The sequence below is a fragment of the Streptomyces sp. GESEQ-35 genome (assembly GCF_017948485.1).
In the GTDB taxonomy this organism is placed as follows: Bacteria; Actinomycetota; Actinomycetes; order Streptomycetales; family Streptomycetaceae; genus Streptomyces.
In genome coordinates, this window is sequence record NZ_JAFFSX010000019.1 from 1 (window position 1) to 17,810 (window position 17,810).

At 72.5% G+C, this 17,810-nt stretch carries 13 protein-coding genes; 5 read left to right on the plus strand and 8 right to left on the minus strand.

The window, feature by feature from the left end; all coding sequences use genetic code 11:
* Window positions 1-47: 47 nt before the first annotated feature.
* The gene (locus tag KCH87_RS30530; protein ID WP_210589686.1) at window positions 48-1,448 is read right to left on the minus strand and encodes a condensation domain-containing protein; all 1,401 of its coding nucleotides are present in this window, start codon (window positions 1,446-1,448) and stop codon (window positions 48-50) included.
* Window positions 1,449-1,684: 236 nt separating this feature from the next.
* Here KCH87_RS30530 and KCH87_RS30535 point away from each other — a divergent pair, with 236 nt between their 5' ends.
* The 3 genes from KCH87_RS30535 to KCH87_RS30545 all read left to right on the plus strand — a co-directional run bounded on the left by KCH87_RS30535 (window position 1,685) and on the right by KCH87_RS30545 (window position 6,942).
* Window positions 1,685-4,330, plus strand: a complete 2,646-nt coding sequence (locus KCH87_RS30535) for a CocE/NonD family hydrolase (protein WP_210589689.1) — start codon at window positions 1,685-1,687, stop codon at window positions 4,328-4,330.
* The gene (locus tag KCH87_RS30540) at window positions 4,327-5,262 is read left to right on the plus strand and encodes an ABC transporter permease (RefSeq protein WP_210589691.1); all 936 of its coding nucleotides are present in this window, start codon (window positions 4,327-4,329) and stop codon (window positions 5,260-5,262) included. The genes KCH87_RS30535 and KCH87_RS30540 overlap by 4 nt, the downstream gene beginning before the upstream one ends.
* 144 nt (window positions 5,263-5,406) lie before the next feature.
* Window positions 5,407-6,942: a von Willebrand factor type A domain-containing protein gene (locus KCH87_RS30545; protein WP_210589693.1), complete on the plus strand. Its 1,536-nt coding sequence runs from the start codon at window positions 5,407-5,409 to the stop codon at window positions 6,940-6,942.
* Here KCH87_RS30545 and KCH87_RS30550 read toward each other — a convergent pair.
* Window positions 6,933-7,247, minus strand: a complete 315-nt coding sequence (locus KCH87_RS30550; protein WP_308298949.1) for a hypothetical protein — start codon at window positions 7,245-7,247, stop codon at window positions 6,933-6,935. The two genes, KCH87_RS30545 and KCH87_RS30550, sit on opposite strands and share 10 nt — an antisense overlap.
* 213 nt (window positions 7,248-7,460) lie before the next feature.
* On the opposite strand from KCH87_RS30550, the gene KCH87_RS30555 reads away from it, so the two are divergent.
* Window positions 7,461-9,380 carry a long-chain fatty acid--CoA ligase gene (locus KCH87_RS30555; protein WP_210589697.1) on the plus strand — a complete coding sequence of 640 codons (1,920 nt, stop codon included), beginning with the start codon at window positions 7,461-7,463 and terminating at the stop codon, window positions 9,378-9,380.
* 129 nt (window positions 9,381-9,509) lie between these two features.
* Window positions 9,510-10,781 carry a glycoside hydrolase family 26 protein gene (locus KCH87_RS30560; protein ID WP_210589700.1) on the plus strand — a complete coding sequence of 424 codons (1,272 nt, stop codon included), beginning with the start codon at window positions 9,510-9,512 and terminating at the stop codon, window positions 10,779-10,781.
* Here KCH87_RS30560 and KCH87_RS30565 read toward each other — a convergent pair.
* Genes KCH87_RS30565 through KCH87_RS30590 form a run of 6 tightly spaced genes read right to left on the minus strand, consistent with a single transcriptional unit; the run spans window position 10,772 to window position 17,806 of the window.
* Window positions 10,772-11,881, minus strand: coding sequence for a GNAT family N-acetyltransferase (locus tag KCH87_RS30565; protein WP_210589703.1), 1,110 nt, complete (start codon window positions 11,879-11,881; stop codon window positions 10,772-10,774). The two genes, KCH87_RS30560 and KCH87_RS30565, sit on opposite strands and share 10 nt — an antisense overlap.
* A complete protein-coding gene (locus KCH87_RS30570) occupies window positions 11,878-12,540 on the minus strand; it encodes a lipopolysaccharide biosynthesis protein (protein WP_210589706.1) in 663 nt (220 codons plus the stop codon). The genes KCH87_RS30565 and KCH87_RS30570 overlap by 4 nt, the downstream gene beginning before the upstream one ends.
* The gene (locus tag KCH87_RS30575) at window positions 12,537-13,679 is read right to left on the minus strand and encodes a glycosyltransferase (protein ID WP_210589709.1); all 1,143 of its coding nucleotides are present in this window, start codon (window positions 13,677-13,679) and stop codon (window positions 12,537-12,539) included. The genes KCH87_RS30570 and KCH87_RS30575 overlap by 4 nt, the downstream gene beginning before the upstream one ends.
* The gene (locus KCH87_RS30580; protein ID WP_210589712.1) at window positions 13,676-14,467 is read right to left on the minus strand and encodes a polysaccharide deacetylase family protein; all 792 of its coding nucleotides are present in this window, start codon (window positions 14,465-14,467) and stop codon (window positions 13,676-13,678) included. The genes KCH87_RS30575 and KCH87_RS30580 overlap by 4 nt, the downstream gene beginning before the upstream one ends.
* Window positions 14,457-16,481 carry a murein biosynthesis integral membrane protein MurJ gene (locus KCH87_RS30585; protein ID WP_247197074.1) on the minus strand — a complete coding sequence of 675 codons (2,025 nt, stop codon included), beginning with the start codon at window positions 16,479-16,481 and terminating at the stop codon, window positions 14,457-14,459. Before KCH87_RS30585 ends, KCH87_RS30580 begins: the two co-directional genes overlap by 11 nt.
* On the minus strand, window positions 16,478-17,806 hold the full coding sequence (locus KCH87_RS30590) for an O-antigen ligase family protein (RefSeq protein ID WP_210589715.1): 1,329 nt from the start codon (window positions 17,804-17,806) through the stop codon (window positions 16,478-16,480). Before KCH87_RS30590 ends, KCH87_RS30585 begins: the two co-directional genes overlap by 4 nt.
* Window positions 17,807-17,810: the final 4 nt, after the last annotated feature.

The window sequence follows — 17,810 nt, forward strand, 5'->3', positions numbered from 1 at the left end:
GTCACCCACCCGAGCCCGGGCACCTCACGTGCCCGGGCTCAGCCATGTCACTGGCCGTTGGCTTCCTTGAGCGTCACCGAGGTGATCAGGTCCCGCAGGCGCTCGACGTACAGCCGCATGTTCTTGTACGCGATGTCGGTGTCCGGGTAACGGCTCGCGAACCACAGGCCCTCATGGAGCCGGTTGAGCCACACGCACACCTGGTCGCCGTACGACACCCGCACCAGTCCGTACGCCGCCAGCTCGGACCAGTCCCCGGAGCGGGGCAGGCCCCGCGCGTCGACGAAGGAGACGATCGAGTACAGGTCGGGCGAGGTCGGGCGGAAGTCCGAGCCGAGCAGCCGCAGCACCCGGGCGATGGGCATACGGGCCATGGACCGGTTGGCGTGCATCTCGGCGCGTACGGCCTTCAGGGCGGCCGGGAAGTCGAGTCCCGGCCCCAGGGGAATCTCGATCGGCGCGCCGCCCACGAACCAGCCCACGGTGTCCGACCACTGGGACTTCACCCGGGTGTGGAACGGCACCACCGTGCGGTAGACGGACTGTCCGCCGATCTCCCGGACGATGAGGCTGGTGGCGGCCAGGACACCGACCAGGCTGCCGCCGTAGGGCCGGCAGTACGCCTCGAAGGCGGCGACGGCGTCCGCGTCCACGAGCATCTCGTTCATGAGTTTCTGTGTGGGCAGCCCGGCGTCGGGGTCCAGGCCGAGGTCGACGGGGAAGTTCGGCAGCCGCCCGTCGCAGCGGCCGATGAACTCCCGCCAGCGGGCGACGATCTCGTGGGTCCCGTCGATCCGGTCCGCGTCCGCCCGCTCGATCTCGCAGAAGTCGACATAACTGCTGACCGGTCCCTGCTGAGCCGTGCGGCCCTCGACGCACGCCGCGTAGAGCTCGTGGATCTCGGCGGGGATGCGCTGGAGCGAGTAGGAGTCGACGTTGCTGTGGTCGAAGGCCATGTACACGCTGGTGGAGTCGTCCCGTACGACCGCCGCGTAGATGAAGTTCGGCCAGCGCAGCGCGTCCGCCGTGGCGTCGAAGCGGTCCTGGAGGTGCTGGACCAGTTCGGGCACGTCGGGGAAGCCGCCGACGACCTCGCGGTGCAGGGACACGGACCCCGGGTCGAGTGTGAAGCGCCGCAGTTCGTCGCCGGCCGGCCGGAAGCCGCTGCGCAGCGTCTCGTGCCGGAGGGTCCAGCCCCGCAGCGCGTCCTGGAGCGCGTCGAGGTCGACCCGGCCCGGGATGTCGAAGGCCGCGCCGAGCCAGGTCGGCACGAACAGGCCGTCTTCGCGCACGATTCGAGCCGTCCTGATGTGCGACTCCTGGATGTACGCCGGTGGCCGGGAGTCCTCCGGCAGGCCCGCCGCCGTCTCGACGGTCGCCGGACTGAGCGTCCACTCGACGAGTCGTCCGGGCCGGACCTCGCAGCGCTGGATGTCAGTGATGCGCACAGGGCGTCTCCGTTCGCGAAGGGGGCAGACCTTCAAGGATCTGCCGGGGCGGCCGGGGAAAGCCGCGATTTCGTGATCTTTCAATTGATCGAGTGGCCCTTCGAACGCCGGTTCCTGTACCGCGGTGCGTACCGCGATCGCGGTACGCGGGAAGCCGCGTGTACGCCCCTGGGAGGTCAGGGGGTTCAGCCCAGAAGCTGTCGGGGGGCGACAGGTTGGCCCCGTACTGTTGAACCATGGATCTTCGATTGCCCGGATGGCGGGGGCTGGGTGGGCCGCGGCGGCTGCTGACCGCCGCGGCCGCCGTTGTCGTCCTCGCCGGTGCCGGTACGTGGACGGCCGTCGCCTCCGACGACGCGCCCGCGGTGCACCGCGCCGACCGGGTCATGGCCGTGGGCGACGGCGTGCGCATCGACACCTCGTACTTCACCTCCGGCTCGGACGGCCGCCGCCCCGCCGTCCTGCTGGCGCACGGCTTCGGCGGCAGCAAGGACGACGTACGCGGGCAGGCCGAGGAACTGGCGGCCGACGGGTACGCGGTGCTGACCTGGTCGGCCCGCGGCTTCGGCAGGTCGAACGGCAAGGTCGGGCTGAACGACCCGAAGGCCGAGGTCGCCGACGTCTCCCAGCTGATCGACTGGCTGGCGAAGCAGCCCCAGGTCCAGCTCGACAAGACCGGCGACCCGCGCGTGGGCATGGCGGGCGCCTCCTACGGCGGCGCGATCTCCCTCCTCGCCGCCGGGTACGACGACCGGGTGGACGCCATCGCCCCGGCGATCACCTACTGGAACCTCGCGGACGCCCTGTTCCCGAACGGCGTCTTCAAGAAGCTGTGGGCGGGCGTCTTCATCAACACGGCGGGCGGCTGCGACCAGTTCGAGGCCGCGCTGTGCCGGATGTACGACCGGGTCGCCGAGTCCGGCACCCCGGACGCCGCGGCACGACAGCTCCTGGAAGAGCGCTCGCCGTCGGCCGTCGGTGACCGCATCAAGGTGCCCACGCTGCTGATGCAGGGCCAGACCGACTCGCTCTTCCCGCTCGGCCAGGCCGACGCGGCGGCGAAGGCGATCCGTGCCAACGGCGCCCCCGTCGACGTCGACTGGATCGCCGGCGGCCACGACGGCGGCGACATGGAGGAAAGCCGGCTCCACGCGCGCGTGGACTCCTGGTTCGACCGCTACCTCAAGGACGACAAGAGCGCAGACACCGGCCCCGCCTTCCGGATCACCCGCACCGGCGGCGTCGACTCCACCGACGGCGAGGCCACGCTGCGCGGCGCGAGCGGCGACACCTACCCGGGCCTGGAGAGCGGCCAGAAGTCCGTCGCCCTGACCGGGCGTGAGCAGACCTTCGACAACCCGGCCGGCGCCAACCCGCCCGCCATCTCCGCCCTGCCAGGACTCGGCGGTGGCGGCCTCGCCCAGCTCTCCTCCCTCGGCGTCGGCATCTCGCTGGACTTCCCCGGCCAGTACGCCCGCTTCGAGTCGGCCCCCGTCGGCGACGACCTCCGCATCACCGGATCGCCGACGGCCACCGTGCACGTCAAGTCGACCGGCGACGACGCCGTCCTCTTCGGCAAGGTGTACGACGTCGGCCCCGACGGCAGACAGCAGGTGCTGCCGTCCCAGCTGGTGACGCCCCTGAGGGTCGAGGACGCCAAGGCCGGCAAGGACGTCACGATCACGCTGCCCGCCATCGACCACGAGGTGGAGAAGGGCCACCGCCTGCGTCTGGTCCTCTCGTCCACGGACCTCGGCTACGCCTCCCCGGCGGCCCCGGCGACGTACACCGTCTCCCTGAAGGGCGACCTGTCGGTGCCGACGGCCTCCGGCGTGAGCACCGCGGCCGCCGCGCTGCCGTCCTGGGTGTGGTGGCTGCCGCTCGCGGGCGCCGTCGTCGCGCTGGCCCTGCTGCTGACGGCCCGCCGCCGCACCACGGCCGTGCCCGCGGACCCCGCGCTCGCCGAAGTACCGCTCCAGATCACGGACTTGAGCAAGCGGTACTCGAAGTCGTCCGACCGGTACGCGGTCCGGGACCTGTCCTTCCGCGTCGAGAAGGGCCAGGTGCTCGGCCTCCTCGGACCCAACGGCGCGGGCAAGACCACGACCCTGCGCATGCTGATGGGCCTCATCACCCCGGACGGCGGCGAGATCCGTGTCTTCGGCCACGCCATCCGGCCGGGCTCCCCGGTGCTCTCCCGGGTCGGCGCCTTCGTCGAGGGCGCGGGCTTCCTGCCGCATCTGTCCGGCCGGGAGAACCTGGAGCTGTACTGGGCCGCGACCGGCCGTCCCGCCGAGGACGCGCACATCGAGGAGGCCCTGGAGATCGCGGGCCTCGGCGACGCCCTCGCCCGCGCGGTGCGCACCTACTCGCAGGGCATGCGCCAGCGCCTCGCCATCGCCCAGGCCATGCTGGGCCTGCCCGACCTGCTCATCCTCGACGAACCCACCAACGGCCTCGACCCGCCGCAGATACGCGAGATGCGCGAGGTGATGATCCGGTACGCGGCCGCCGGACGCACGGTGATCGTCTCCAGCCATCTGCTGGCCGAGGTCGAGCAGTCCTGCACCCACCTCGTGGTGATGGACCGGGGCAGACTCGTACAGGCGGGCCCGGTCGGGGAGATCATCGGCTCGGGCGACACGCTGCTCGTCGGCACCGGAACGCCGTTGCAGGGGCCCGTCGTGGACAAGGTCGCGGCACTGCCGGGCGTCGCCTCGGCCGTGTCCACCGACGACGGACTCCTGATACGGCTCGACGGCGACGGCACACCCCAGCGTCTGGTCGCCGAACTCGTCCGCCTCGACGTGCCGGTCCAGTCGGTCGGCCCGCACCGCCGCCTCGAAGACGCCTTCCTCACCCTGATCGGAGGCTCCGCATGAGCACGCTCACCGAAGGCACGGGCCGCCCCGAGGACACCGGCGCTCCTGAGCCCACCGGCAGCAGCCCCGAGCCGCTGGTCAAGCGCGCCGAAACGGCGTCCGGCTACCGCGCGGGACGCACCCTGCCGCTGCGCGTCGAACTGCTCCGCCAGCTCAAGCGGCGCCGCACCCTGGTCATGTTCGCGATCCTCGCCGCCCTGCCCTTCGTGCTCGTCGTCGCGTTCGCGATCGGCGGCGAGCCGGACGGGGGTGGCGGCGAGAGGATCACGCTGCTGGACACGGCCACCGGGTCAGCCGCCAACTTCGCCGCGGTGAACCTGTTCGTGTCGGCCGGCTTCCTCCTGGTCGTCCCGGTCGCCCTGTTCTGCGGGGACACGGTCGCCTCGGAGGCCGGCTGGTCCTCCCTGCGCTATCTGCTCGCCGCTCCCGTGCCCCGCGCCCGCCTGCTGTGGTCCAAGCTCGTCGTCGGTCTCGGCCTCAGCCTGGCCGCGATGATCCTGCTGCCGCTGGTCGCCCTGGCCGTCGGCATCGCCGCCTACGGCTGGGGCCCGCTACAGCTGCCGACCGGCGGCGCGGTGGACGCGGGCACGGCGGCGCAGCGGCTCGTGGTGGTCGTGGCGTTCATCTTCGTCTCCCAACTGGTCACCGCGGGGCTCGCGTTCTGGCTGTCCACCAAGACGGACGCGCCGCTCGGGGCGGTGGGCGGCGCGGTCGGCCTGACCATCGTCGGCAACGTCCTCGACCAGGTGACCGCCCTCGGCGACTGGCGAGACTTCCTGCCCGCCCACTGGAACTACGCCTGGGCCGACGCCGTCCAGCCGAACCCCGAGTGGTCCAGCATGATCCAGGGCTCCGCGATTTCCGTAACGTACGCGCTCGTGCTGTTCGCCCTGGCCTTCCGCGGTTTCGCGCGCAAGGACATCGTGTCGTAGGTCAACGGAGGGTCACCCACCGGTCTCGACGGCCCTTCCCCGTGGCCGCTTCGAGACTCATCCGCAACGCCCCGTAGCGCACGTTCCGGCCCCCTTCGCCGTCACAGTCACAGACGTCGACGTCAACCGACGATGGGGGCACGGATGTTGAAGCGGTACGGCATACGACGGTGGCTGCTCACGCTCACCGCGGCGAGCGGCCTGCTGCTCACGGCCTGCGGCGCGGGCGACACGGGCAGCAACAGCACCAGCGACGGCAAGGGCTCGGGTGCGGCGACCGGATTCCCGGCCCCCGCACAACCCGAGGGCGGCCAGGGGACGGACGACCAGAACGGCACCGACGAATCGCGTGAGTTCGCCCCCTCGCCCGACTACCTGTCCACCTTCGCCCTCGACGTCGACACCGCCTCCTACGGCTACGCCCGCCGCACCCTCGCCGAGGGCCGGCTGCCCGACCCGTCGACGGTCCGCCCGGAGGAGTTCGTCAACAGCTTCCGCCAGGACTACGACCGTCCCGACGGCAACGGCTTCTCCGTCACCGTCGACGGCGCCCGCACCACCATGGAGGACTGGTCCCTGGTCCGTGTCGGCCTCGCCACCCGGGGCAGTGACCGGACCGGTGAACGCCCGCCCGCCGCCCTCACCTTCGTCCTCGACATCTCCGGCTCGATGAGCGAACCCGGCCGCCTGGACCTCGCCCAGGAGTCCCTGCATGTGATGACGGACCGGCTGCGCGACGACGACTCGGTCGCGCTCGTCACCTTCAGCGACGAGGCCGAGACCGTGCTGCCGATGACCCGCCTCGGCGAGAACCGCTCCGACGTGCACGACGCGATCTCCAGCATGGAACCCACGTACTCGACCAACCTCGGCGCGGGCGTCGAGACCGGCTACGCCACCGCCGTCGAGGGCCTGCGCGAGGGCGCCACCAACCGGGTCGTCCTCGTCTCCGACGCCCTCGCCAACACCGGCGAGACCGACGCCGACAGCATCCTGGAGCGCAGCTCGGGCGCCCGCCGCGAGCACGGCATCACCCTCTTCGGCGTGGGCGTCGGCAGCGAGTACGGCGACGCCCTGATGGAACGCCTCGCCGACAAGGGCGACGGCCACACCGTGTACGTCTCCGGCAGCGAGGACGCCGAGAAGGTGTTCTGCGAGCAACTCCCGCAGAACATCGACCTCACCGCCCGCGACGCCAAGGCCCAGGTCGCCTTCGACCCCGAGACCGTCGCCGAGCACCGCCTGGTCGGCTACGACAACCGCCAGGTCGCCGACGAGGACTTCCGTGACGACCGCGTCGACGGCGGCGAGGTCGGCCCCGGCCACACGGTCACCGCCCTCTACGCCGTCCGCACCAAGCCCGGCGCCGAAGGCCACCTCGCCACGGCGAGCGTCCGCTGGCTCGACCCCGACAACCGCGCCCCGCACGAGGAGTCCGGCCAACTGGAGACCGGCTCCTTCCAGGACTCCCTGGGCGAGGCCGCGCCCGGCCTCCAGATCGCGGCGACGGCCGCCTACTTCGCCGACGCCCTCGACGGCGACGACTCCCTGCCCGGCGCCCCGACCCTCGCCGGACTGGCCGACTACGCCGACGAGTTGGCGGGGAAGACCGAGAGCGAGGACGTACGCCGACTCGCCGACGCCATTGACCGGGCGAGCAACCTCACCGGTCAGGACTGAGTGACGTCCGAGCACACCGAGGGCACTGCCCGCCGAAGCCCCTTCAGATGCAGGACGTCCAGCTCATGGCCGTACGCCGACCAGGCGGCCGCGCCGTACAACCGCGGCTCGCACGACGGCGACGTCCGCAGCCGCTGCGTGTCCTTCAGGGCGGTCAGCAACTCGGCGGTGATGCGGTCGAGTTGCGGGCGTACCTCCTTGACCAGGTCGGGGCGCTCCGTGGGCCGCTCCTCGGGGTGCGCGTCCCAGCGCGCGTACAGCCCGCGCTGCACCAGCTTGTTCGCCTCGATCTGGTCCTGGAACACGGCCTGCACGGCCGCCGGGGCTCGCGCACCGGGTCGTCGATCGGCTTGTCGGTGCCGTACCGACGTCGGGAGTGCACGGGATTCCTTCCGTGGGGTGCGGTCGTACAGCAACGTACAGACGCACACACGTTCACTACGCCCCGACCCATTGACCTTCCGTTACGCATGGGTAAGTTGACCCCCCAGTAAGTCCGACTGGCACCGGGAGCCGTCATGGGCGTACGCAAGGATCTGCAACGGGCGAAGCGGCGCACCGATCTGGCCGCGCGCACCCAGGTCGAGCTGATCAGGGACGAGACCGGCGCGGTGCGCGAGGCCCGTACCGCGCCGCTGGCGCCGCGCGTCACCACCGGCAGCACGGCCGACCTGCCGTTCACCAACGCGGCCGAGGACCCCGACGCCGTGGTCCTGCGCCGCGAACGGCACGGCAGCTGGCAGCCCGTCACCGCGGCCGCCTTCGCCGCCGAAGTCACCGCCGTCGCCAAGGGGTTGATCGCCGCCGGCCTCGAACCGGGCGGCCGTGTCGCCCTGATGTCCCGCACCCGCTACGAGTGGGCGGTCCTGGACTTCGCGATCTGGGCGGCCGGCGGCCAGACCGTGCCGGTCTACGCCACCTCCTCCGCCGACCAGGTCGAGTGGATCGTCCGCGACTCGGGCACCCGCTTCGTCGTCACGGAGACGGCGGAGAACACCGAGACGGTGACGACGGGCACGGCCCGCCACCCCGAACCGCCGCGCATCTGGCAGCTGGACGCGGACGCGGTCACCGAACTCACCACCCTCGGCCGGGACATCCCCGACGAGGAGGTCACCAAGCGCCGTACGACCCTGACCCCCGACACGGTCGCCACGGTCTGCTACACCTCCGGCACCACGGGAAAGCCGAAAGGCTGCGTCCTCACCCACGCCAACCTCCACGCCGAGGCCGCCAACACGGTCGAGCTGCTGCACCCCCTGTTCAAGGAGGTCACCCGCCAGACCGCGTCCACCCTCCTCTTCCTCCCGCTCGCCCACATCCTCGGCCGAACCCTCCAGATCGCCTGTCTGATGGCCCGGATCGAGATCGGCCACTGCCCGAGCATCAAGCCCGACGAACTCCGCCCGGCGCTCAAGGAGTTCCGTCCGACCTTCCTGGTCGGTGTCCCGTACCTCTTCGAGAAGATCCACGACACCGGCCGCGCCACCGCGGAGAAGATCGGCCGCGGCGCCTCCTTCGACCGCGCCGACCGGATCGGCGTCCGCTTCGGCGAGGCGTACCTGAACAAGTTCCTCGGCACCGGCAAGGGCCCGGGCCCCGCCCTCTACGCCGCCTGGGCCCTGTACGACCTGCTGGTCTACCGCCGGGTCCGCAAGGAACTCGGCGGCCGGATGCGCTACGCCATCAGCGGCGGCTCCCCGCTCGACCGCAACCTCAACCTGTTCTTCTACGCGGCCGGAATCATCGTCTACGAGGGCTACGGCCTGACCGAGACCACCGCCGCCGCCACCATCGTCCCGCCCCTAAAACCCCGCCCCGGCACGGTCGGCCTCCCGGTCCCCGGCACCGCCGTCCGTATCGCCGACGACGGCGAGGTGCTCATCAAGGGCGGGATCGTCTTCGGGGCGTACTGGAACAACCCGGCCGCCACCGACGCCGTGCTCACCGAGGACTGGTTCGCCAGCGGCGACCTGGGCGCTCTCGACGAGGACGGCTATCTCACCATCACCGGCCGCAAGAAGGACATCATCGTCACCTCCGGCGGCAAGAACGTCTCCCCGGCCGTCCTGGAGGACCGTCTGCGCAGCCGCCCGCCGGTCGGCCAGTGCGTCGTCGTCGGCGACAACCGCCCCTTCGTCGCCGCGCTGATCACCCTCGACCCCGACGCGGTCGCCCACTGGCTGTCGGTGCGCAGGCTGCCCGCCGACACCCCGCCGTCCGCGGTGGTACGGGACCCGCGGATGCATGCCGACGTCCAGAGGGCCGTGGACTACGCCAACAAGGCCGTGTCCCGCGCCGAGTCGATCCGCGCCTTCAGCCTGGTCGAGGGCGAGTTCAGTGAGGACAACGGTCTGCTGACCCCGTCCCTGAAGGTCAAACGGCACGCGGTGACGGCGGCGTTCGCGGCCGAGATCGAGGCGCTGTACGGAAACTGATGGCCCTTCAGAGGTTCAGAGGTCACCCATGCGGGCGACCCGCGTCGAGCTTCCTGCCTGGTTTGGCGTAATAGGCGTATATATAACCATGCGTCACTGTGTGAGAGGAGCTGCACCCAAGGAGGATGCATGGCCACTGAACGCCGCCGGTCCGCAGTCAGGCGACTGACGTTCATCACCGCCGCGATGGTCGTGGCGGCGGCCGTCGCTCCGGGCCTGGCCTTCCCCTTCCCGGCCGACCCCGCATCCCGCCCCGACCCACAGCGTTCCGTAGCCCCCGGCCCGTCCCCGTCACCCCCTGACGCCGGGCACGCCCCGCCGGGAATCGCCGCGCACCAGCCCGCGTTCGGCGCGTACCTCCACTACGGGCCCCCCGGACTCAAGCGCATGAAGCAGCTCAGCCGCTGGCTCGGCGGCCACGAAGTGCGCGTGGGGCACACGTATCTGCCGGGGGACCTGTGGAACAACATCGAGGGCGCGCACGGCTTCCTCAACAGCTGGGCCGAGTGGCGGCGCGCCGAGGACGACCGCATGTTCGTGCTCAACGTTCCGCTGATGGAGCGCAACGAGGAGAACGTCCCCGACCGGGAGGTCGGACAGCTGCTGCGCCGGGCCGCGGCCGGTGAGTTCGACGACCACTTCCGGGTGCTGGCCGAGCGGCTGGTCGACCTGGGTGTGCCGGACACGGTCCTGGTGCTCGGCTGGGAGATGAACGGCATCACCTACACCCATCGCTGCGACCCCGATCCGGAGCGATGGAAGCTGTACTGGAGGCGCATCGTCACCGTCATGCGCTCGGTTCCCGGCCAGAAGTTCAAGTTCGACTTCGCCCCGAGCCGCGGCACCGACGCGATTCCCTGGTCCGAGTGCTATCCCGGCGACGACGTCGTGGACATCGTCGGCATGGACTCGTACGACCAGCCGCACGACATGACGTTCGACGAGCAGGTCTCCGAGCCCTACGGCCTGAAGTACCACGTGGACTTCGCGCGGGCCCACCACAAGCCGATCTCGTATCCCGAATGGGGTCTGTTCCGCAACGGCGACAACGTCACGTACATGCTGCGGATGCTCGCGTGGATGGACGAGCACAAGCCGCTCTACAACACCATCACCGACTACTGCCCGCACGGCGTGTGGCTGTGTGCCGCCAACCCCCGTGCCTCCGCCTTGTATCGCGCGGTGCTGTCCAGCCCGCCCGAGCCGAAGCCGACACCGGTCCCGGTCCCGACCGCGCCCACGAAGCCGGCGCCGGTGCCGACACCGACGCCGGTGCCGACACCCACGCCCATGCCCTCCAAGCTGCCGCGCTGCACGCCGCTGGAACTCTCCGGCTGGCTCGAGCACCAGATCGGCGGCAGGCTCGCCGTCTGCCTTCAGTGGGCGGAGCGTTACTCCTGATCGGGAGGACCGGGATGCCCGCGCAGGACCTGCTTGGCGCGGCGCCGGGCGGCCGCCTCGCCGACGGCGGCCGCCAACAGCGGGGCGGTGCGGCGCCTGGCCAGCAGGAGCCGCTCGTTGACGACCGTCTCGGGGCACCAGCGGTACTTGTACGGCTCGTCGCCGCGCAGCAGGCTGAAAACCCGGTGCCCGCCGCCGGAGGCCAGGTCGGCGGACGCGCGCAGCAGCATCGTCGCCACGTCCACCTTGCGGTCCCGCAGCTGCGGGTGGAAGCCGTACATGTACAGGCCGGCCAGTCCCGCTGACAGCAGATTCAGCTTGACCGCCACGACCGAGCCTTCGAGCACGAACTCCGTCACCGCGGCCTCACCGGACCGGGCCATGGAGACCGCCGACCTGACCAGGTGCTCCAGGAACCGCGGCCGCATGTGCTCCGGCGACACCTTCCGGTCCTGCCACTGGAGCCGGTGCAGTTCGAGGAGCCGGCCCAGCGCGGCCTCCGTCTCGTCGTGGCGTACGACGCGCCACTCGATGCCGAGCCGGGCGAGCTGGTTCACCTTGTTGCGGATCCGTCGGCCTCGCGACGCCGGAAGCCGCCCGACCAACTCGTCCATGGGCACGGCGGGCAGTTCCAGGCACAGGGAGTCGTGTATCCGGTGCCGCGGGCCGCGCCAGCAGCGGTAGACCCGCTCCAGCGCGCTGCCCGGCCGCACCTCATGGAAGTCGATCAGGGCGGTGCGGGCCAGCTCGCCAAGGGCGTTCGCCAGCGCCGGGGTGCCCTCGGCGGCCGCCGCTTCGTCGAGGAGAACATCGCAGAAGTCGGTGATGGTGCCGCCGATCGGCACCAGCGCCGGCAGCGGGCGGTACATGCGCATCAGCGGTGCCGCCGCCACCAGTTCACCGCTCCTGCGCACCAGCACCAGCCGCAGCCGGTCCGGGGTGCCGTACGACAGCCACCACGAGTGCAGCCAGGCATGGCTCTGGAACGGTGTCGCCGACGGACAGGCCCGGAACAGGCGTTCCCACTCCCCGGCCAGCTCCCCGAACGCGCGCTCGTCGGTGCACACCTCCACCGACAGCGCGCGTCCGGCCGAGGTCATTCGAGCGTCCCGCGGGCGTCGGCGGCGTGGGCCGGGCCCGGTACCGGTGCCCGCCCCGCGTCGTCGTCCGCCGTCCGCCGCGGCCGGGCCAGCAGCGCGAGGCCGCCCAGCAGAGCGCCGGCGCTCGTGCCCACCAGCGTGGTGAGTTCCGGTGACGCGGACGACGGCTCGGTGGGCTTCGCGGCACGGGAGAGGCGTTCGAGCCGGATGCCGGTCTGCTTCTTGGTGTGGCCCGCCTGCGTGATCAGCGCGCGGGACACGGCGTTGGCGATGTCGACGGCCTGGCCCGGTTTCGACGAGGTCGCCGAGACCGAGACCATCGGCGCGTCCGGCGAGGTCGCGACCTGCACGCTCTCGCGCATCGTCGCGGCCGGCACGCCCGCCCACATCTGCGCGTCCCCGAGCACCGCGAGCTGCGGGGCCACCCGGCCGTACGCCTGCGCGAAGCCGAGCGCATCGGTGCAGTCGACGTCGGACCGGCCGGACGCCACGGCCACGACGGAGCTGGTCGCCGTGTACTGCGGCGGCTTCAACTGGCCGTACGCGCCACCGGCCACGGCGCCGAGCAGTGCGCCGGCGGGCAGCAGCCACCAGGAGGGCAGCCGCTTCACACGTGTCCGGCCCAGCCGCCGTGCACTGCGATCGGGGTTGTCGGTCATGGGGAACTCACTTCCAGGGTCGAGCCGGACAGAGCGGCCGTGTACACATTCATCAACTGCCGGGCGCTGCACGCGATGTCATAGCGGTGCACGGCGGCCGGGGCGGTCCGCTCGCCCGGTCCCGCCGCCCGCAGCCGCAGCAGTTCCCGCGCGTACGCCCCCTCGTCGCCCATGACGCGCCGGGCACCGGGTGCCGCGTCCGGCGGCAGGTCCTCGACGGCGGGGCAGCTCGCGTACAGCACGGGCAGCCCGGCCGCCAGCGCCTCCACCACCGCGAGGCCGAAGGACTCCTCCGCCGACGGCGAGGCGAGCACGTCCATCGCGGAGAGCAGGGCGGCCAGGTCGGGTGCGTCGTCGCCGGGGTCGGGCAGAGCCGGCCGCTCGCCGGTCAGCACCACCCGGTCCGCGACCCCCAGCCCCAGGGCGATCCGCCGCAGCGGCCATGCCTCGGACCCGCCGCCGACCAGCAACAGCCGTACGTCACCCGGCAGTTGGGTCAGTGCGCGGACCAGCAGATCGAAGCGCTTGCCCGGGGCGAGGCGCCCCACACCGCCGATGACGTACGCGTCCTCCGGCAGCCCGAGATACGCCCGTGCCTCCTTGCGGCGCACCTCGTCGAACCGGAACCGGGGCGCGTCGATGCCGTTCGGGATGACATGGATGCGCGGCCCGGGCACGCCCCAGTGGCGCAGCCGCTCGGCCACCGTCGGCGAGACGGCGACCGTGGTGTGGCCGAGGCGCTCACCGGCCAGGTACAGCGCGCGGACGCCCGCGGTCAGCGGCCGGCCCTCCAGCCGGGTGGCGCCGATCGAGTGCTCGGTGGCCACGACGGCCCGCACTCCCGCGAGTCGCGCGGCGATCCGGCCGTAGAAGCAGGCCCGGTAGAGATGGGTGTGTACGAGGTCGTAGCCGCCGGCGCGGATCAGCCGGGCGAGCCGGGGGAGCGCTCCGAGGTCGCGGTTGCCGCGCATCCCGAGGTGGGTGACGCGGACCCCGTCGGCGGCCAGGCCCGCGGCGACCGGGCCGGGGTTCGTCAGCGCCACCACGTCACACTCGGCGGGCAGATGGCGCAGCAGCAGCCGCAGCTGCTGTTCCGCTCCGCCGACGCCGAGGCCGGTGATGACGTGCAGAGCCCTCACGCGGACTCCAGGGCACGGCCGTGGGCCAGGGCCAGGCGTCGCTTCAGCTCCAGCCGCAGCGAGGTGTCCGCCTGCCCGACGTGGATGCGGGGCAGCGCGAAGTCGCCGGAGCCGGCCGGGCCGGGGGTGATCGCGCAGGCGTAGCGGTAACCGGCCCGGCGTACGGCGGCGGTGGCACGCTCGTCGAGATATCCGTACGGGTAGCAGAAGCCCGCGATGTCGCCGCCGGTGATCCCGGCGAGCCGGTGCCGGCTGTCATTGGTCTCGGCGTGCAGTTCCTCGTCCGTGGCCCTGGTCAGATCGACGTGGACCAGACCGTGCGAGGCGATCTCCATGCCCGCGGCCGCGGCACGGCGGATGCCGTCGACGTCGAGCAGCGGCTTGCGCGGGCCGGTCGCCTCCCATGCGTTCTCGCCGCCGAGCCGGCCGGGCAGCACGAACACGGTCGCCGTGAAGTCCCAGCGGTGCAGCACGGGCAGCGCGTGGGTGACGAAGTCGTCGTACCCGTCGTCGAAGGTGAGCCCCACCAGGCCGCGCGCCGCGCCACGGGCACGCGCCGCGAGCAACTCGCGGACGCTCACCCCGCGCAGGCCGCGCCCGGACAGCCAGGCGAGCTGCCGGTCGAGGCGCGCGGGGGTGACGGTGACGTTGTACGGGTCGTCCGGACACTCCGAGACGGAGTGGTACATGGCCACCCAGGGGGCGGAACGCCGCGACGGGCGTCCTCCCGCGGGTGGTGCGGGATCGGGTTTGGCCGTGTTCGGCGCGGCGGAGGTGTCAGCGACCATGGCGAAGCCTTCGTTTGACGGAGCGACGGACGGAGTGCACGACGGAAAGCAGCAGGGACCGGGCGCCCGCCACATCGAAGATCCAGGCCGGCAGCAGGAAGACGGCGGTCACGCACAGGAAGCAGGCGGCGACGGACGCCGCGGGCGAGGCGAACAGCCCCGCGCAGACCAGCCCGGCTCCGGTGGCGCACACGGCCGCGCACACCGGTCCGGCCAGTTGGGCGACGACCCGGCGGACGCGCACGGGCACGCTGCGCGGCCCCAGCCCGTGCAGCAGGAGCAGCGCGGTCAGGGTGATGCCGATCGCGTTGGCGGCGGCGATGCCGCGGACGCCCCACGGCTCCACGGCCCAGGCACCGATGACGACGTTGGCGAGCACGCCCACGCCCATCGCGCCCAGCGGATACCAGGTGGTCCGGCCGGCCGAGAAGTACGACCGTACGAGCGCCCCCACCAGGGTGTGCCCGAGCAGTCCGACCGCGTACACCCGCATCACGGCGGCGGTCGCGGCGGTGTCCCCGGCCGTGAACGCACCGCGCTGGAAAAGGAGCTGGACGATCTGCGGCGCCGAGGCCACGATCGCGGCGGCGCCCAGCAGCGCGACGGAGGCCACCAGCACCAGGTCCCGCTCGACCCGGTCCCGGGCCCGCCGGGTGTCGCCCTCGGCGACGGCCTGCGCCACCACCGGGAAGGTGACGACACACACCATCATGGCCAGCGACATCGGCAACTGGGCGACCTTCTGGGCGTAGTTGAGGTGTGAGATGGCGCCGGCCGGCAGCCCGGAGGCGAAGTAGCGCTCGATGAGGACCTGCGACTGCCGGCAGAGGGTGAAGAGCAGGACCGCGCAGACGAGGCCACGCGCGAGCAGCCTGCCGGCGTCGCCGCTGTCCCCGTCGCCGTCGGGCCGCCCGGCGATCCGCCGCCACAGGGACGGTGCCTGGACGGCGACCATGAGGCACCCGCCGAGCGCGACACCGAGAGCGGCGGACCGCACCCCCCAGCGCTCACCGAGAACGAGCATCGTGGCGATGATCGCGATGTTGTACGCGATGTAGATCGCGCCCGGCGCGAGATAGCTGCGGTGGGCCCGCAGCGCCGCGCTGCAGTACCCGGCCAGCCCGAAACTCAGGACGCAGGTCGCCGTCAGCCGGGTGCAGGACACGGCGAGGGACGGATCGGGCAGACCGGGCGCCAGCACGGAGACCAGCAGCGGAGCCCCGGCCGCGAGCGCGGCGCCGGTGGCGGTCAGCGCGAGGCACAGCCGCGGCAGCGAGGCGGCGACCAGGGCGTGCACAGGGTCGGAGGTGCTGATCCCGGCCGCCCGCCGCGCCAGCGCCACGCTGAACGCGGGCACGAGCACGAACGCCATCCCGTCCTCGATCAGCAGCGTCGACGCCATCTCGGGCAGCGTCCAGGCCACCAGAAACGCGTCGGTGTCCGCCCCGGCCCCGAAGAGCTGCGCGAGCGCCCGGTCCCGCCCGAGCCCCAGAAGCGCCCCGGCCATGGACAACACGGCGGACAACAACGTCGCCCTCGCGAGAAACCGTCCCGAGACAGCGCCCGCCCGCTCGGCGCCCACCGCGACAGAGCGGGCGTCGACTGGGTGTGGGTTGCCCGAGCGGGTCGCGGAGGCGGGGTAGCCATGGGCTGGGTGTGGGCTGTCCAGGTGGGGCGTGGGGGCGTGGTGGGCCTCGGTCGGGAGGGGGTTGTTCACGTGGGCCGTGTGGTGAGGGTTGGTCTCGGTCGGGGGTGGGCGCTTCGTGTCGGGCGTGGGGGCGTGGTGGGCCTCGGTCGGGAGGGGGTCGTTCACGTGGGCCGCGTGCTCAGGGTTGCCTTCGACCGGAGGCGGGCACTTCGCACCGGGCGTGGGGTCGAGGTGGATGCCGTCGGCCGGAAGTCGGGCGGTCATGTCGGTCGCGTGTTCGGGGTGGTCGTCGATCGGGGGCCGGCCGTCCATGCCAGTCGTGTGCTCGGGGGCGGCGCCTCCGGTCGCCACGGGCCGGGGCGTCATCGTGCGCTCGATTCCGCCGCCGGGGCCGCCGTCGCGCCGGGGGCCAGTGCCGACCAGGCGGCCAGGCCGAGGCAGACGGCCGTCAGGACGGTGGAGGGGCCGCCGATGTCGGCGTACAGGAAGTTGATGAGCGTCCACAGCAGGAGCCCGCAGGTCGCGAGCGCGTAGTTCTGGGCGCGTCCGCCCAGCCGCAGCCGGCGCAGTGCGCAGACCAGCAGGGCCAGCCAGCCGCCCGCCACCGTGAGCAGACCCAGCAGCCCCTGCTCGCTGAGGACCAGCAGATACATGTTGTGCGGGGAGAGCAGGGGCTGGCGCCGGTAGGCCTGGCCCGCTCCTCCCGTGTCGCTGCCGGACGACAGCGCGAGCGAGGCGTGGCCGTCCCGGTGCGCGGGAAAGGCCTTCAACCCCACGCCCGTCACCGGGTGTTCGCGCCACATGCCGGCGGCCGCCGACCACAGGGTGTAGCGGTCGACGACCGACTGGTCCGGCGCGTCGGCGACCTGAGTGATGCTGGTCAGCCGCTCCTGAAGCACCGAGGCGCCCACACCGAGCCCGCCCACCAGCACCACCGAGGCCGCGACCGCCGCCGCGAACACCGCCACCGCCCGCCGCACCCCGGCCAGCAGCAACTGCGCCCCGCAGGCCAGGGCCGTGGCGATCCAGGCACCCCGGCTGAAGGACAGCGCGAGCGGCACGAGCAGCGCGACCGCACATCCGGCCGCGACGATCTGCTGCCGCCGCGCTCGCGTCCCGAGGGCGAGACCGGTCGCGGCCACCACGCCGTACGCGACGACGGTCGCCATCCCCATCACGTCCGACGGCCCGAAGGTCCCCACGGCCCGAATCTCGGCTCCGCCGTACGAGGCCCCGGTCCCGGTGAGGTACTGGTGCACCCCGATCGCCCCCTGCCACAGCGCGAGGCCGACCAGCGACCACAGCACCAGCCGGGCATCGCGCCGGTCCCGCACCAGCAGCACCACCGCGACCGGGACGAGCACGAACACCTGCAAGTAGCGGGCCAGTCCGGTGATCGCGTCGCCGGGCGTCAACGCCCCCGCCGCCGCGACCGCGATGCCCACCGCGGGCAGCCCGAACACAACCGCCGCCGTCCGTGTCAGCGGGCGCCGCGCCTGCCGTGTGGTGTGGACGACGGCCCACAGCACGAGCAGCCCCGAGGCCGCGTCGGCGGGGGTGGCCGCGCTGTCCGGTGCGACCGGCAGCCCCAGCAGGACGACGACCGCCACCACCGGCAGGACGGGAACGGCCCGGCGCAGCGCCGGCAGCGGCAGCACAAGCGGGGGAGAGGCCGCCGAGGGAGTGCTCACCGGT

What these genes read in the sequence shown, in the direction of transcription:
- KCH87_RS30570 (WP_210589706.1), bottom strand. Translation starts at nt 12,540, where the DNA reads ATGACCGACAACCCCGATCGCAGTGCACGGCGGCTGGGCCGGACACGT.
- KCH87_RS30580 (WP_210589712.1), bottom strand. Translation starts at nt 14,467, where the DNA reads ATGGTCGCTGACACCTCCGCCGCGCCGAACACGGCCAAACCCGATCCC.
- KCH87_RS30540 (WP_210589691.1), top strand. Translation starts at nt 4,327, where the DNA reads ATGAGCACGCTCACCGAAGGCACGGGCCGCCCCGAGGACACCGGCGCT.
- KCH87_RS30585 (WP_247197074.1), bottom strand. Translation starts at nt 16,481, where the DNA reads ATGACGCCCCGGCCCGTGGCGACCGGAGGCGCCGCCCCCGAGCACACG.
- KCH87_RS30535 (WP_210589689.1), top strand. Translation starts at nt 1,685, where the DNA reads ATGGATCTTCGATTGCCCGGATGGCGGGGGCTGGGTGGGCCGCGGCGG.
- KCH87_RS30555 (WP_210589697.1), top strand. Translation starts at nt 7,461, where the DNA reads ATGGGCGTACGCAAGGATCTGCAACGGGCGAAGCGGCGCACCGATCTG.
- KCH87_RS30560 (WP_210589700.1), top strand. Translation starts at nt 9,510, where the DNA reads ATGGCCACTGAACGCCGCCGGTCCGCAGTCAGGCGACTGACGTTCATC.
- KCH87_RS30565 (WP_210589703.1), bottom strand. Translation starts at nt 11,881, where the DNA reads ATGACCTCGGCCGGACGCGCGCTGTCGGTGGAGGTGTGCACCGACGAG.
- KCH87_RS30545 (WP_210589693.1), top strand. Translation starts at nt 5,407, where the DNA reads ATGTTGAAGCGGTACGGCATACGACGGTGGCTGCTCACGCTCACCGCG.